The sequence below is a fragment of the Paenibacillus sp. FSL R10-2782 genome (assembly GCF_038592985.1).
GTDB classification, from domain to species: Bacteria; Bacillota; Bacilli; order Paenibacillales; family Paenibacillaceae; genus Paenibacillus; species Paenibacillus terrae_C.
Genome location: NZ_CP151951.1, coordinates 3,241,774 through 3,257,725, shown reverse-complemented (window position 1 = coordinate 3,257,725; position 15,952 = coordinate 3,241,774). Strand labels below are relative to the sequence as shown.

Here is a 15,952-nt window from a genome sequence, read left to right as displayed (position 1 = left end):
ATGAAAAAGTATGACAAGAGCAGCGTAGCTGCCTTAAAGGGAGATTAACATGTCTGTTCCGAAGGAACGCATTGATGTATTACTTGTAGAGCAAGGATTTTTTGAAAGCCGTGAAAAAGCCAAAGCTGCAATTATGGCAGGGCTGGTACTGGCCGACAGTGAACGGATCGAGAAGGCGGGTATGAAGGTACCACGCGACAGTGAGCTTAAAGTAAAGGGTGCAGTGCATCCGTATGTAGGCCGTGGAGGGTTGAAGCTGGAAAAGGCTATCCGTCAATTCGAGCTGGACATGAAGGGCAGGACGATGCTGGATATCGGCTCATCCACCGGAGGTTTTACGGATTGTGCCCTCCAGCATGGAGCGGAGTATGTATATGCCATTGACGTGGGATATAATCAGCTGGACTGGTCGCTTCGTAATGACGAACGGGTATGCGTAATGGAGAAAACGAATTTCAGGTATACGACACCTGCGGATTTAAACGGTCCTATACCAAATTTCGCAAGTATCGATGTTTCTTTTATTTCGCTGCGCATTATTTTGCCGCCATTGCTTGCGTTGCTGCATCAGCCTGCTGACATTGTGGCTCTGATTAAGCCGCAATTTGAAGCCGGACGTGAAAAGGTGGGGAAATCCGGCGTCGTCCGCGATCCCGCAACACACAAAGAAGTATTGCAAAACATCCTGACGTTCTCACACGAGCTTGGACTTTCGCTGCAAGGATTGGCTTATTCTCCTATTACCGGTGGAGAAGGCAATATTGAATTTTTGGCGCATTGGCGTTTGGATAAGTCTGCTAATGCAGACTTGCAACAGGAAAACGTTGATTTCCGCTCGCTAATTGACCTTACTGTTCAGGAAGCAGGGCAGACCTTCAATAATGATCCGTCGCGTAAGTAACATTCAGGGGTTCTCAAGAGTTCTGTGAACTTAAGGGAACCTCTTTTTGGTGTGAGGGATTGATTAACGAACTTACGTTCGCCTATAATGAGATATACAGGAGAAAAGGGATTTCACCTCCTGTTCTAGAATATGTCCATGAGGTGATCGATTCATGGACACGCGATATGATACGGTTATCATCGTTGTGATCGGCGTAATATTAGCGGTATGGGCTTTTTACGGTTTACGTACCTGGTTAAAGGAGCCGGGACCGCTTGTATTAAAGACCATACCAATTAACGAAGAGTTGGACGAAGGGCCTGCTGTGGACTTGCTGGAAGACGCGGGTTATGAATTGGTGGGCGGAAAAATGAAAATACCGCTTGCTTTTAAAGTGAATGGACATACCGTGTATAGCCGTTTGTTTATAGACTACGTGGCTGTGCGAAATGGTTCAACATATATGGTCAAAACGTCACGCCGCAAGAGACCGATGGAGTGGAATGGTCCTGATTTGCGGGACAGGCTTATGCCTTATCTGCTGCTTTATCCGGGCTGTGCGGGCGTATTGTACGTTGATATTGACGAACGGAATATCCGCCTTATTACATTAGCGGAAGACATTGAAGAAGAGGAATATAAGGATTAATCTATAGGAGGATTTTATGAAGGGTCAACGACATATTAAAATCAGGGAAATTATTTCACAACGGGAAATTGAAACGCAGGACGATCTGGTCGAAGCTTTACGCAAGGCAGGTTTTCAGGTCACTCAAGCCACTGTATCTCGGGACATCAAGGAACTGCTGCTTATTAAAGTCCCAATGGATGATGGCAGGTACAAATATTCGATGCCTTCAGATCAGCGATATAATCCGGCGCAGAAACTGAAACGTACATTGGTCGACAACTTTTTACATATTGACTATACGACCAATCTGATCGTAATGAAGTGCCTTCCGGGAACGGCGAACTCGATTGCTGCATTATTGGACAATATTGAATGGCCTGAAATTATGGGTACCATAAGCGGGGATGACACCATTTTGATTATTTGCCGATCAGAAGAGAACAGCGAGGCCATTGTGAATCGTCTTATGGGCTACATTTCCTAAATATTATTTCTTAGCTCATTTAGACGTTTGAATTTGTACATCATAGAGGTGAAAGAACGATGCTGGTCACTTTATCTATACGAAATTTGGCAGTTGTAGAGGCTGTCGATGTTCATTTTTATAAAGGGTTCCACGTATTGACCGGGGAAACAGGCGCGGGTAAATCCATCATTATTGATGCCCTCGGTCTGATTGCTGGAGGCAGAGGTTCGGCCGATCTGGTCCGTTATGGATGTGATAAAGCAGAGATGGAGGCGCTGTTTGAACTGCCGATTAAGCATCCGGTTTGGGCAACGTTAGAAGAGCAGGGAATCAAGGCAAATGCGGAAGAACATCTATTGATTCGGAGGGAACTGACCGTTCAAGGCAAAAGTTCATCGCGGATTAATGGTCAAATGGTCAATTTAACGATGCTGCGTGAGGTGGGTGAGCAGCTCGTCAATATTCACGGTCAGCATGAGCATCAAAGTTTGCTACGTGCAGACCGCCATCTGGCGTTGCTGGATACGTTCGGTGATTCGGTCATCGGTCCGGTCAAAACACTTTACAGAGAGCGCTACAATGCTTTTGTCAAAGCGGAAAAAGAAGTACGAGAGCTGCAAAGTTCCAGTCAAAAGGCCTATCAGTTATTGGACATGTATCGGTTTCAGTTGGAGGAAATTGCTGCTGCCGAGCTTAAATTGGGAGAGGATGAATTATTGACAGAAGAACGGGTCAAGCTATCCCATAGTGAGAAAATGATGGATGGGATATCAGGAGCCTACGATCTGCTAAGCGGCAGAGGTGGACTGGATATGATCAATAACGTGTTGTCCAGACTGAATGATGTCCAAAGCTACGACAGCAAAAGCCTTCAGCCTATTGCGGAGCAGATTCAATCTGCTTTTTACCAACTGGAGGATGCGGCGTTCCAATTACGTTCATACCGTGAGGATATTGAATTTAATCCGGGCAAGCTGCATGAAGTGGAGCAACGTCTGAATCAAATTACTGGGTTACAGCGAAAATATGGTGATAGTATAGAGCAGATTTTGGAATACTATAGCCGTATTGAGCAGGAAACCGATATGCTGGAAAATAAGGATGAACGGCTGGAGCAATTAATTGCAAGGCGGGATGAGCTGCTTTCGGATTTGCTACAGATTGCAGAAGAGCTTACAGAAGCGCGTGAAATTTGTGCTGAAGAGCTGGCCGAGCAGGTAGAGCAGGAGCTAAAGGATCTGCAAATGGAAAGAACGTCACTCAAGGTTCGTATTGATCCGATTGAAGATCCGCGCGGATATGAATATAAAGGTCGGCGGGTACGACCAACCAAGCAGGGCATCGATAATGCGGAATTTCTGATTTCCCCGAATCCGGGGGAGCCGCTTCGTCCGCTGGGCAAGATTGCTTCGGGTGGTGAACTGTCCCGTATCATGTTGGCGATGAAAAGTATTTTTGCACGTCATGATCAAATTCTGGTACTCATTTTTGACGAGGTGGATACTGGGGTAAGCGGTCGCGCGGCTCAATCCATTGCCGAAAAACTATATCGTTTGTCTTCTGTCTGCCAGGTGTTCTCAATTACTCATTTGCCGCAGGTGGCATGTATGGCGGATCACCAGTACCTAATTGAGAAGAATGTTCATGACGAACGTACAATGACGCAAATTGAAGCGTTAAATGAGGACGGACGTGTAAAGGAATTGGCACGTATGCTGGGCGGCGTGGAAATTACCGAAAAAACTTTGCATCACGCACAGGAAATGCTGAATTTGGCGGAAGGAAAGAAAGCCTGAAAAGAGCGGCTGGCGTAATGATTAACAGTTATAAAAGCCTGGGGGCAAGGTTACCTTAAAGGTACGCAATTGGCGACCACCTTTACTCGTCAAGCGAAAGAAGCAAAGGGAGCGTGACAGCCATTGAATTTTTACTCCAGGATCAAATTGCTCGGTCTTTTGCTTGTTTTTCTTATTTGTTGTATCGGTAACGCCAAGCATGTGCATGCAGCGCTGCCTTCACAAGCTTCTCTGGAATTATTCGGTTCCCATGCAGTGAAGACGCCTCAAGAGAACATGATTCCCGACTTGAGGGTATATCCAGGGGGTCAGACGATCGGGGTCAAAGTAAAATCTTCAGGAGTGCTTGTTGTTGGTCATCATGTCATTCAGGAAAGTATGGATCGCAAGGTGTCACCTGGAGAGGTTGCCGGGATTCGTCTTGGTGATCGGATCACCCATATGAATGGCAAACCTTTGGATAGCCTGACAAGGGTAGCGGAGGCTGTAGAGGAAGCTGGCAAGAACAAAAAGCCGCTCGACATCACGCTTTGCCGGGGGGAGCAGACGATTTCCACCAAGCTAACACCAGCTTATGATCTTGATGATAAGGCATGGCGGCTTGGACTGTATATTAGGGACTCAGCTGCGGGTGTAGGCACCTTGACCTTTTACGCACCGGATCAGGGGGTGTATGGGGCCTTGGGGCACGTTATTACCGACATGAATACCCAGACCCCCATTGTTGTGGGGAGCGGGGAAATAGTGCAATCCAATGTGACGTCAATTGCGAAAAGTCAAAGTGGTGAACCAGGGGAAAAACGCGCACATTTTCTCAAGGATCATCGGGTATTAGGTAATATTGAACGAAACACGAACTTTGGGATTTTTGGGAAGATGTCAGATGAGCCGCAATATGGTTTGTATTCCAAGCCAATTCCTGTGGCACTTGCGAATGAAGTAAAAGAAGGACCCGCAGAAATTTTGACTGTATTGGAAGGTCAGCAGATTCAGCGGTTTAAGGCAGAGGTCGTACACATTTCTCAACAGGATAAACCGGCAACCAAAGGACTTGTTATTCGTATCGTAGATCCAAAGTTGCTGGATAAGACTGGGGGAATTGTACAAGGGATGAGCGGAAGCCCAATTATTCAGAACGGCAAGCTCATCGGGGCTGTGACGCATGTATTTGTTAACGATCCTAAATCAGGCTACGGCTGCTTTATCGAATGGATGCTGCGTGATGCAGGAATCATAAAGAATAACGTAAGCTTGAAATCATTCTCTAATCTTAAGGCCAGCTAGTGGCCTTAAGATTTTTTTGTCGAAAGGCAAAGAATAAACTCGTAATAGCAATCTAAAGAATTAATTATAATGGAAACCATAAAAAAAATAAATAAAAATAATTTTCGACAGAAGGAATTCATAATTCGATGTCGAAATCATATACTCCGACAAGAAATATTTATTTGCTGTAAACTGATATCCCAACTGAATAACACTCAATAAGGAGGAAGTACATTGCAAAAAATTGAGGTATTGTTGGCTGATGACAACCGGGAATTTACGAATTTGCTTGCCGAATATATTTCCGATCAGGAGGATATGGAAGTTACAGGAATCGCCTATAATGGTGAAGAAGTGCTCCAACACATTGCAGAATCCCGTAACGTACCTGATGTACTTATTTTAGATATTATCATGCCTCATCTGGACGGCCTCGGCGTACTGGAACGCCTGAGAGAAATGAACCTGTCTCCACAACCGAAAATCATTATGCTGACTGCATTTGGGCAAGAAAATATTACGCAAAGGGCTGTACAGCTCGGGGCATCTTATTATATTTTGAAGCCGTTTGATATGGAAGTGCTTGCGAACCGCGTTCGCCAATTGGTGGGACCACAGTTAGTTAGCAGCAGTCCGGTGACCATTTCTTCCATGCGGTCTAATGTGGTGCCAATGGGTAAAACGAAAAATCTGGATGCCAGTATTACGGCCATTATCCATGAAATCGGTGTGCCAGCTCATATTAAGGGCTATCAATATTTACGCGAAGCCATTACGATGGTATACAATAATATCGAAATTTTGGGTGCCATAACCAAAACATTATATCCGGCAATCGCCGAAAAATTCAAAACGACGGCATCTCGCGTGGAACGCGCTATTCGCCATGCTATCGAGGTAGCATGGACACGTGGCAATATCGACAGCATCTCTCACCTGTTTGGGTATACGATTAATATCTCCAAATCCAAGCCAACGAATAGCGAATTCATTGCGATGGTGGCAGATAAGCTGCGGATTGAGAATAAAGTTTCCTGAAAGGGTTAATTAGGGAAAGTAAGCGAATAAAGAAGGTTCGCAGAGCTAAACATTTTACGTAGAACAACAAAAAAACCAGCCGACACTTTCGTGTCCGGACTGGTTTTTTGTTATTACCTACATCTTTTAATAAGCGGACCAACCAGCATCGGCTGTAATCACCGTACCATTCACAAAGCTGGAATCATCTGAAGCAAGGAAGAGGGCAACCTTCGCGATTTCTTCAGCATCTCCGGCCCGAGGACTCAGGTTTTGCCCAGCCATAGCTCTTTCCATACCGAATTCATTGGGTTGGTTAATAGTAGTTCCAATATTAGTGATTACAGCACCAGGAGCGATTGCGTTACAACGTACGCCTTTATTAGCATATTGGAAGCCCACATTTTTAGTCAGGCCGACAACCGCATGTTTTGCTGCTGTATAAGCTGCACCCGCTCTAGAACCATGCAACCCGCCCAGTGAAGCAACATTAATAATAACCCCGGCACCCTTGTCCATAAAAATGGGAAGAGCTTTCCGAATTGCACGCATAGGTCCCGTGGTGTTGATAGCAAACATGCGTTCCCAAAGCTCGTCTGTTAAATCAGCAGCCGGAACAAAATTATCCATAATCCCTGCATTGTTAACTAAAACATCTAATGTTCCATACGTATTCACCGTAGTATCGATTAAATTTTGAATATCTGCTTCTTTGGAAACGTTTGCTACAATAGCAGTAGCGACTCCGCCATTGGATTTAATGTCTGCTACAGTCGAGTTTGCCGCATCTATATTGATATCAGATACAACCACTTTAGCTCCTTCTTTAGCATACAAAATGGCTATTTCCTTACCCATCCCAGAAGCTGCTCCTGTGACTACTGCCACCTTACCTTGAAGTTTCATGTTGATCCCTCCGCCTGTTCAATTAAGCACTGTTATACTTTATTAATAGTATAATCATAGTTATTTATGAATCACAATCAGCAAACTAACAGCAATTTGTTGCTTTTCGAACAATATTCCTATTCTGTGTATATAAAATTCAAAATAACGGCGATGCAGCATGTCTAATCCAAAATTAGTTGAGGATAAACGCATTGATGAGTTTCTGTAGCATTCCCCTCTCTATATAGCGGAACAATTGCTCGAAATCATGAACATAACACGTCCCACGCTGTTTATAAAACAAACCAGAATCAGCTTCACTAATTATCACAAGTAAAATTTTCCTTTTGGAAACAGTTCTGAAAAATCTCTTTAGATTGATATAAACAATGTGTCGATTCATGTCGATATAATATGTACTATGAAGAGATTGAAGGGAGAACGTATGAAATTTAACATTCGAGCAAAATTGTTATTGGGTTTTCTTGCGGTAATTGCTTTATTGATCATCATTAGTTTGGTTTCCATCTCAAAAATGAAAAACTTGGGTGACACTTCGATGGAAATTGATAGCCACTGGATGCCCAGTGTGACTATCCTGGGAACGCTAAACGGCGATATATCTGATGTAGAACGGCTTTCCTTAAATATTATTGTAGAACGCGACCCGGCAGAGGTGGAGAAGGTTCAGGAGGAATACGATAAGGTTTTGAAAAAGATCGAGAGCGGCCGGAAAATATATGAAAAATTAATTGCTACTCCTAAAGAACGTGAAATGTATGATGATTTCTCCAAAAAATATGCAGATTATCTGAATAAGTTGCCAGAGGTTATTGCAGCAGGGAAAGCTAACGATTATGTACAATCCAGCATTCTTCATAAAGATTCCTATGCACTATGGGATAGCGCGAACAATATGATCTTTCAGCTCATCAAGCTGAACTCAGATGGCTCAAAACAGATTACACAAGAAGGCGTTGACAACTTTATCTCAGGTAGACAAATAGTCATTGTTTTGAGTATTGCGGCCATTGTATTGGCATTCATCATGGCACTCATCATCGCCCAAATTATTTCTAAACCCATTTTGCGGATCAGCCGCGCTGCTGAAAGCATTGCATCGGGTGATCTCACAGGTGAAGCTATCGTCGTGAAGGGTAAGGATGAGATTAGCACGTTGGCACATTCCTTTAATACGATGGTTGAAAACCTTCGCCAATTGATTCAATCGGTTAGTAAGACGACTGAAATGGTAACCACATCCTCAGAGGAATTGACGGCCAGCGCAGAGCAAAATAGCCAAGCTTCTGCACAAATAACCGAAACGGTACAGGAAGTAGCTACAGGAACGGGCGAACAGGTGGATATGGTGACCAAGTCGTCTCAGGCTATTGAGGAAATGTCCATCGGTGTAGAACAAATTGCTATCCGTGCGCAAAATGTATTTGCATCTGCTCAGGATGCGGCCCACAAATCAGCTGAAGGTAACCAATTGATTCAACAGGCTGTTACGCAGATGAACGCTGTAAATCACTCCATGGAGGGATTGGCTGGTCTTATGGCTGGATTGGGGGAGCGTTCAGATGAAATTGGCAAGATTATTGATGTAATCACCAATATTTCGAGTCAGACCAACCTTCTTGCTCTGAACGCTGCCATTGAAGCGGCCCGCGCAGGAGAACACGGTCGCGGATTTGCTGTAGTTGCGGGCGAAGTGCGCAAGTTGGCTGAACAATCGGCTCATTCTGCTCAACAAATTACGGAACTTGTTGGTTTAATTCAAAAGGACACCGCCCATGCGATCGAGGCTGTAGCGTCCAATGGAAAAGATGTCATGACAGGTCGGGAAGTCGTGCAGAATGCAGGTGCTTCTTTTGAACTGATTCAGGAAACTGTTAATAAAGTAGCGAGTGAGATTGAAGAGGTATCCGCTGGATCAGAGCAAATGTCTGCAAGTACGGATGAAGTTGTTGGTTTTGTCAAGCAAATTTCAGCGATTGCTGAGGAAGCTGCAGCCGGAACACAGCATGTGTCTGCTGCAACACAAGAGCAACTGGCATCCATGGAGGAAATTGCTTCATCTGCAAGAAACCTGTCTACCATGGCAGAGGACCTTCAAGGACAAATCGGCAAGTTCAAAGTATAATTCGGATCAACATAGATTAAGCTGAGATTCAGCAGAGACAGTGTGTGTAATAACACGCTGTCTCTTTTTATTTTGTAAGGGCGATGGAAGCGATATAATGATGGGATTGTATGTTTTAAGGAGGAAGATTATGGATTAAAATAAATCTACTTTTTAGAAAAGAGGAAAAAATTGTGTTAGACGTGGCTATGCCCGAGAAAATAGTGATTGTTCATGTATGGGAAGAAGAACTTGATTATGAGACAAGCGATGCTTTCTTATCAAGCCGGGGTATGTTATATATGCTTTGGATTGGCTAACATGTACAACATGACAGGAGCATTTGAATTTGAAACGCTATAATATAGATTTGGTATTGAAGATGTCAAAAGGACTTTAGGCATAGTCGCAAAGCTTTAAGGGAAACAGTTTTCAGCGAGGGGATATTATCGTTTTTTAGAAGGATGATGTACAATTTGTAAAAAGGGTTATTGGACTTCGACGGGATAGCGTTTTTGTACTGGGAGACAATCCGATGAACAGCACAGACAGTCGTTTTCTCAGATATATTTCAATGAATAAGGTCATAGGCAAGGTTATTGTATTGAACGGGATTCCGTTAGACGAAACAGGATAAAGCTTGTACTGTACGAGGAAGTGGAAGCAAACCAAAAGATTTTAAAGCAAAGGCGGGGATGAAGGCATGTGGAATAGTCTAACTTGGGTGATCGTCGGCGTGTTGTTGGTGGCGTTGGGTTGGATTGTTATGGCATGGCGTGGTCGCAGCAGCAAAAAACAAGTGAATGAACAGCGGGGCAGCAATGTCGTGGAATTTCGTCCTCGTAAGCCTGCCCGACAATCGAGGACCGGGAACGTGTTCAAATCTAAGGTATCTTCGGATTCTCACGCGAATACAGATGCAACTAGTATTCAAGTCCAATCTGGGTTTGGACTGTCTGACTCCATTCAGGACACAGGCAAACAAAAATGCTCCTTTTGTAAAAAACAAGACAAATTAACCTTTTACGCAGATGACAATGGTTCTCTGTACGGGGTATGCAAGGATTGCAAGCACAAGGCGGAACGACAGGACATGTTGCCACTTTAGCCGATGCAGATGATACGGAAACGGCAGAGTATTTTGAAGAGCATAAAAATCCCCAACCGTGACTTAAACGGCGGGGATTTTTTGTTATATCAACATATTTATCGAATCTGTCTGTCGAGCAGCCCCTCCAGCGCCTCTGCGATATGATCTGGGTCATAAGACAGTTCTTGACTGCTAAGGCTCAGCCAGGCATGACGCTCGTCCATATCAAAGGCAGTCTCCAGCCAGCCGGATAACCCTCTGCCTCTGCGATCCACTTCCACAAGCACATGCACGCCTTCAGGCTCCAACTGCATAATTAGCTCCAGCTCCTCGATATCGCGTGCATATTCCGATCCGGGCGTAAATTCAAATTCCTGTACATACGGAACACCGCGTCCCAGCTTGGGATGACGTTCACAGGTGGAGGAACGGAATCGAAAGCCCAACAGGTGAACGGCCTCAAACACCGTACTCATATAGGGATGCGGCTCGATTTTGAGCGAATCACGGTCGGTCGGGTCCAAGGCCATACCGATGTCTAATGCTGTATCCAGCCATACGGGCTGTTTGGCATGAGTGACAGGGGTTTCCAATGGCAACCGAAAAGAAAAAGGGATTTCAAGCTCCTGACCTTGCTTTAAATGAAAGCCGTCGGATACCTTGACCCGAGCGATGCAGCAGGTGGAGGTGGTTTTCTTGTCATCGTGCTCTTCGATATATTCTGTTTTGAGTTCGATATCGATTTTGCCGATTTCCTGATCAATTTTACCGCCTTTAATACGCATGATGCCACTAAGTTCTTCGCCAGGGACATACACGACCTGGTCCACCAATGTATTGACTTTTAGCTGAACCGATTCCTGCGCTTGCCAAGATCTTGTTGAAAAAACTCATAAGTAAGCCCCCCGATCATATCATGGTCATAGTGTTCATACTTAACCGGATAAACGGGGCAATTGCTCGAATCGTTCCAAAAAAATGCAAGAAAAAAATCTGCTAGTAGTCGTGCCTTTATCGCAGTTTGACGGCAAATTCTCCGTGCTAATCGCAGTTCACTTTATGGGGTGGTATAAAGCAATTACGGCAACGTGGCTCATACGCCTCAGAGTCGCCAATCATTACAATGGGTCCTACAGTGGAAGGCTTTCCGTTCACCATACGCTGGGTATATACAGCTTCCGAACTTCCGCATACGGCACAAAAGGAAGCTAGCTTTTCGATGTCATCTGCCATGGCGAGTAAACCGCCGACATATCCGAATTCCTTACCCCGGTAGTCCAAATTGAGTCCATCTGCAATTACATGCTTGCCACAGTAAGCTAACTCCTCCACCAACGTCATGATATGACGACTGAAAAACTGTACTTCGTCAAAGGCGACCACATCGGCATCCTTCGTTTCTTCCAAAATCCGCTGAACGAGCTCATCTGTGAGCTTTTTCGGAATGGAGATGGCGGGCAGCCGATATCCGATGCGGCTTACAATTTCATCCTTGGCGTATCGGTTATCTTCAGCCGGTTTGTAAGCGACCACCTTGCGGTGTCCGTATTGAATTAATTTTTGACAGCGGCGAATCAGTTCGCCGGATTTTTCGCTAAACATGGGGCCTGTAATGATCGTAATTCGTCCTGTATGCAACGCGAATTCCCCTCTCTGTAACATGCGCATAACGCTGTGAGTCTATTATTCCCGAAAGAAAAGGCCATTATAGAGTACCATAATGTGCAGCAAACAGACTAGAGAAAATATATTGTTTTTCGACATGTTATTGTAGATCTATTCTTTGAACGTAAAGGTGGATGTCATTGCTCTGTTGCCGTGAGCATGATAAGGTGAAGTGTAGTGGAATAAAGGAAAGAGGGGACAGGCATGGACCAAAAAGATACGGATTATAGTGCCAAAAAAGAAGCATTGCTGGAGCAAGGCTTGGTAAGCCCACAGGCTCAGGAGTTGATCACGGAGCTGGAGACGGAGCTGGATCTTCTGCGCAAGCAAAATGAATCGTTTCGCAAAGCACTACGGGCCAAATCAGCCCAAACGCCGAGGATGTCTACCAAGTTGCGGGACGCCTTGTATGAATAATATATGTCAGATGCCGCGAGCGGGTTGCTAGACGGCCCATAGCCTATGCATAAACACTATATTTTGTACAGAGAAATAAAGAGAGTACAATAAGCTATATATAATCAATGTTAATGGAGGAGAAGTATGACTATACATTGTGATGTTGCAATTTTGGGCGGGGGAACCGGGGGATATGTGGCAGCCATTCGTGCAGCCCAGCTCGGCAAGGAAGTCGTTATTATTGAAAAGGACAAGCTAGGTGGAACCTGTCTGCATCGTGGATGTATCCCGAGCAAGGCTTTGCTGCGTAGTGCGGAGGTATATGCGACGATTAAGGAAAGTGCGCAATACGGCATTGAGACCTCTGGAGCGCAGCTTGTTTTTCCCAAGGTACAAGAGCGCAAGGAAGCCGTTGTAGAGCAGCTACATCAGGGCGTGCAATTTTTGATGCGTAAAAATAAAATCACGGTGCTGAGCGGCAAAGGGCGTGTGATTGGGCCATCGATTTTTTCTCCAAAAAGCGGCGCAGTTGCCGTGGAGCTGGAAGATGGCGAGATGGAGACGATTGTTCCTACCCATCTCATTATTGCAACGGGATCACGCCCGCGTATGCTACCCGGATTGGAGCCGGATGGCGAATTTATTTTGAGTAGTGACGAAGCGTTGACGATGGAAGAATTACCGGCCTCCCTGATTATCGTAGGTGGTGGCGTTATTGGCGTGGAATGGGCTTCCATGCTGAATGATTTTGGCGTGGAGGTTACGGTGGTCGAGGCGGCGAATCGGCTTATTCCAACCGAGGACGAGGATGTTTCGCGTGAAATGCAGCGCCTGTTAACCAAGCGTGGAGTCAAGGTTCTGACGGGCTCGCAAGTGCTGGCTGAAACGTACGGTAAGGATGAGGAAGGCGTACAGATTGACGTGCAAAAGGGAGACGAAACCGAAACCCTCAGCGCCTCCAAGCTGCTTATTTCGGTGGGGCGTCAGGCGAATGTGGAAAATATCGGGCTGGAAAATACGGATATCCGAGTAGAGCGTGGCTTTATATCGGTTAACGAGCATTTGCAGACGAATGAGCCGCATATTTATGCGATCGGGGATTGCATCGGAGGCTTACAACTGGCGCATGCGGCGAGCCATGAAGGGCTGCTGGCTGTCCATCATCTGTCCGGCGAAGTGGTTCACAGCGTACCGAATCATCTGATTCCGCGTTGTATTTATACACGTCCTGAGGCAGCCAGTGTCGGCTGGACAGAGCAAGAAGCCCGTGAGCGTGGACATCAGGTGAAGACAGGGAAGTTCCCTTTTCAAGCTATCGGAAAATCGCTGGTGTACGGTAGCCGGGATGGCTTTGTCAAAGTGGTTGCCGACGAGAAGACGAATGATATTCTCGGTGTACATATGATCGGTACACATGTAACGGATCTCATCAGCGAGGCGGCTCTTGCGCAGCTGTTGGATGCTACGCCATGGGAAGTCGGACAGCTGGCTCATCCGCATCCAACATTGTCGGAGATTTTGGGAGAAGCGATGCTGGCGGTTGATGGACAGGCGATAGGGATATAATTTTATCTTAATAAATCGGTGCTTTTCTTTTTGGGGAGAAAAGGATTATAATGGGGTTAGCCAGAGTTTAGTACCAGGTTTTAAGACAAGATGGTACTATGTGCTGGTAGTAGGATGTTTGACACTTAAGGAGGTGCCTCAATGAGTTCAAAAGGCGCTGTAGACGCTGGCTTCAGACATGAACAGCTGGGACTGACTCACGGACAAGTTATTGACATGTACAGATATATGCTGCTCGCAAGAAGGTTTGACGAGCGTAACATGCTCCTGCAACGGGCAGGGAAAATTAATTTTCACGTTTCCGGCATTGGGCAGGAGGCGGCACAAGTAGGTGCGGCTTTTGCACTGGACCGGGAGAAGGACTATTTTCTTCCCTATTATCGGGATTACGGATTCGTACTTGCGGTCGGTATGACGCCACGCGAACTGATGCTGTCGCAATTTGCCAAGGCGGATGATCCCAACAGCGGTGGCCGACAGATGCCCGGTCATTTCGGCAGTAAACGGCTGCGAATTGTGACAGGCTCCAGTCCGGTGACGACGCAGGTTCCACACGCAGTGGGTGTAGCGCTGGCTGCCAAGATGCAGAAGAAGGATTTTGTATCGTTCGTTACATTTGGTGAAGGCTCCAGCAACCAGGGGGATTTTCACGAAGGCTGTAACTTTGCAGGTGTACAGAAGCTGCCAGTCATCATTATGTGTGAAAACAATCAATATGCGATATCAGTTCCGATTCATAAGCAAATGGCAGGCAAGGTGAGCGACCGTGCTTTGGGATACGGATTCCCTGGGGTTCGGGTCGATGGTAACGATGCGCTGGCAGTGTATGCAGTCGTCAAGGAAGCGCGTGAACGTGCTATTCGTGGCGAGGGGCCAACGCTTATTGAAGCGATGATGTACCGCCTGTCTCCTCACTCCACCTCGGATAATGATCTGGCTTACCGGACCAAAGAGGAAGTGGATGAGAACTGGGCCAAGGACGGCGTTGCCCGTATGAAAAATTATTTGCTGGAATGCGGCATTTGGGATGAGGCCAAGGACGCGGATTTGTCTGCTGAGCTACTGCTCGAGGTCAAGGAAGCGATTGAATATGCGGATAATGCGCCTTTTCCGAAGCCCGAAGATACGCTACTGCATGTTTATGCTGACAGCGATGGGGAGGGCCGGTAATTATGGCGGTTATGGAATATATTGATGCGATTCGTCTTGCCATGAAGGAAGAAATGGAGCAGGATGAAACGGTTTTTGTGTTAGGTGAGGATGTTGGTGTTAAGGGTGGTGTCTTTACGACCACCAAGGGTCTTATGGATCAATTCGGTGAGCAGCGTGTCTTGGATACGCCATTGGCAGAGTCGGCTATTGCCGGAGTTGCGATTGGTGCGGCCATGTACGGAATGAAGCCAATTGCCGAAATGCAATACTCGGACTTCATGCTTCCGGCAACCAATCAGATTATTAGTGAAGCAGCTAAAATTCGCTATCGCTCTAACAACGATTGGAGCTGCCCTATTGTAATCCGTGCGCCCATCGGTGGGGGGATCTTTGGAGGCTTGTATCACTCACAGTGTCCGGAATCTATCTTTTTTGGCACACCGGGTCTGAAAATTGTAGCGCCTTTTACACCTTATGACGCCAAAGGATTGCTGAAGGCAGCCATTCGTGACCCTGATCCGGTGCTGTTTTTTGAAAACAAAAAATCCTACAAGCTCCTCAAGGGTGAAGTACCTGATGATGATTACATCGTTCCGATTGGTAAAGCCAATTTGCTGCGTGAAGGTGACGATATTACGGTCATCGGGTACAGCCAGCCGCTACATTTTGTTATGCAGGCTGCTGAGGAGTTGGAGAAGGAAGAGGGTATTACCGCACATGTTGTGGATTTGCGCACACTCCAGCCCTTAGACCGTCAGGCCATTATTGAAGCTGCAAAGCATACAGGCAAGGTACTCATCGTGCATGAAGACAACAAAACGGGCGGCATCGGTGCCGAGGTATCCGCTATTATTAATGAGGAATGTCTGTTCGAGCTGGATGCGCCGATTGAGCGCCTGTGCGCTCCAGACGTGCCTGCAATGCCGATCAGCCCGCCGATGGAGAAGTTTTATATGTTGAACAAGGATAAGGTTAAGGAAGCGATGCGCCGTCTTGCAATGTATTAAT

15 protein-coding genes and 1 pseudogene are annotated in these 15,952 nt (G+C 46.0%); 13 read left to right on the top strand and 3 right to left on the bottom strand.

Annotated elements, in window-relative coordinates; translation table 11 throughout:
* Positions 1–49: 49 nt before the first annotated feature.
* The 6 genes from NST83_RS14685 (at position 50) to spo0A (ending at position 6,080) form a co-directional block, all read left to right on the top strand.
* A complete protein-coding gene (locus NST83_RS14685) occupies positions 50–901 on the top strand; it encodes a TlyA family RNA methyltransferase (RefSeq protein WP_342414732.1) in 852 nt (283 codons plus the stop codon).
* A gap of 154 nt (positions 902–1,055) precedes the next feature.
* On the top strand, positions 1,056–1,532 hold the full coding sequence (locus tag NST83_RS14680) for a hypothetical protein (RefSeq protein ID WP_137063549.1): 477 nt from the start codon (positions 1,056–1,058) through the stop codon (positions 1,530–1,532).
* Between the two features lie 16 nt (positions 1,533–1,548).
* Positions 1,549–1,998, top strand: a complete 450-nt coding sequence (gene argR, locus NST83_RS14675; RefSeq protein WP_014282217.1) for a transcriptional regulator ArgR — start codon at positions 1,549–1,551, stop codon at positions 1,996–1,998.
* A 59-nt stretch (positions 1,999–2,057) separates the two neighbouring features.
* Positions 2,058–3,776 carry a DNA repair protein RecN gene (recN, locus tag NST83_RS14670; protein ID WP_342414731.1) on the top strand — a complete coding sequence of 573 codons (1,719 nt, stop codon included), beginning with the start codon at positions 2,058–2,060 and terminating at the stop codon, positions 3,774–3,776.
* Positions 3,777–3,899: 123 nt separating this feature from the next.
* Positions 3,900–5,060, top strand: coding sequence for a SpoIVB peptidase (gene spoIVB, locus NST83_RS14665; protein ID WP_342414730.1), 1,161 nt, complete (start codon positions 3,900–3,902; stop codon positions 5,058–5,060).
* 216 nt (positions 5,061–5,276) lie between these two features.
* Positions 5,277–6,080, top strand: coding sequence for a sporulation transcription factor Spo0A (spo0A, locus tag NST83_RS14660; protein ID WP_134913747.1), 804 nt, complete (start codon positions 5,277–5,279; stop codon positions 6,078–6,080).
* Positions 6,081–6,206: 126 nt separating this feature from the next.
* Here the strand turns inward: spo0A and NST83_RS14655 are convergent, their stop codons facing one another.
* The gene (locus NST83_RS14655; RefSeq protein ID WP_342414729.1) at positions 6,207–6,965 is read right to left on the bottom strand and encodes an SDR family oxidoreductase; all 759 of its coding nucleotides are present in this window, start codon (positions 6,963–6,965) and stop codon (positions 6,207–6,209) included.
* A gap of 427 nt (positions 6,966–7,392) precedes the next feature.
* On the opposite strand from NST83_RS14655, the gene NST83_RS14650 reads away from it, so the two are divergent.
* The 3 genes from NST83_RS14650 (at position 7,393) to NST83_RS14640 (ending at position 10,180) form a co-directional block, all read left to right on the top strand.
* Positions 7,393–9,093 (top strand): methyl-accepting chemotaxis protein, encoded by a 1,701-nt coding sequence (locus tag NST83_RS14650; RefSeq protein WP_342414728.1) that lies wholly within the window; start codon positions 7,393–7,395, stop codon positions 9,091–9,093.
* A gap of 469 nt (positions 9,094–9,562) precedes the next feature.
* Complete coding sequence (locus tag NST83_RS14645) at positions 9,563–9,709, top strand: S26 family signal peptidase (protein WP_342417962.1); 147 nt, start codon at positions 9,563–9,565, stop codon at positions 9,707–9,709.
* A gap of 66 nt (positions 9,710–9,775) precedes the next feature.
* Positions 9,776–10,180: a hypothetical protein gene (locus NST83_RS14640; RefSeq protein WP_342414727.1), complete on the top strand. Its 405-nt coding sequence runs from the start codon at positions 9,776–9,778 to the stop codon at positions 10,178–10,180.
* Between the two features lie 98 nt (positions 10,181–10,278).
* On the opposite strand, the pseudogene NST83_RS14635 reads toward NST83_RS14640, so the two are convergent.
* Both NST83_RS14635 and NST83_RS14630 read right to left on the bottom strand, forming a co-directional pair.
* Positions 10,279–11,056 (bottom strand): annotated as a pseudogene (locus tag NST83_RS14635) (sporulation protein).
* Positions 11,057–11,203: 147 nt separating this feature from the next.
* Complete coding sequence (locus NST83_RS14630; protein WP_283652297.1) at positions 11,204–11,800, bottom strand: thymidine kinase; 597 nt, start codon at positions 11,798–11,800, stop codon at positions 11,204–11,206.
* Positions 11,801–12,031: 231 nt separating this feature from the next.
* Here NST83_RS14630 and NST83_RS14625 point away from each other — a divergent pair, with 231 nt between their 5' ends.
* The 4 genes from NST83_RS14625 to NST83_RS14610 all read left to right on the top strand — a co-directional run bounded on the left by NST83_RS14625 (position 12,032) and on the right by NST83_RS14610 (position 15,951).
* Positions 12,032–12,244 (top strand): hypothetical protein, encoded by a 213-nt coding sequence (locus NST83_RS14625; RefSeq protein WP_044647639.1) that lies wholly within the window; start codon positions 12,032–12,034, stop codon positions 12,242–12,244.
* A gap of 126 nt (positions 12,245–12,370) precedes the next feature.
* On the top strand, positions 12,371–13,792 hold the full coding sequence (gene lpdA, locus NST83_RS14620; RefSeq protein WP_342414726.1) for a dihydrolipoyl dehydrogenase: 1,422 nt from the start codon (positions 12,371–12,373) through the stop codon (positions 13,790–13,792).
* A gap of 141 nt (positions 13,793–13,933) precedes the next feature.
* The gene (locus NST83_RS14615; protein ID WP_137063526.1) at positions 13,934–14,962 is read left to right on the top strand and encodes a thiamine pyrophosphate-dependent dehydrogenase E1 component subunit alpha; all 1,029 of its coding nucleotides are present in this window, start codon (positions 13,934–13,936) and stop codon (positions 14,960–14,962) included.
* A gap of 2 nt (positions 14,963–14,964) precedes the next feature.
* Positions 14,965–15,951, top strand: a complete 987-nt coding sequence (locus NST83_RS14610; protein ID WP_342414725.1) for an alpha-ketoacid dehydrogenase subunit beta — start codon at positions 14,965–14,967, stop codon at positions 15,949–15,951.
* The last annotated feature ends 1 nt before the right edge of the window (position 15,952 follow it).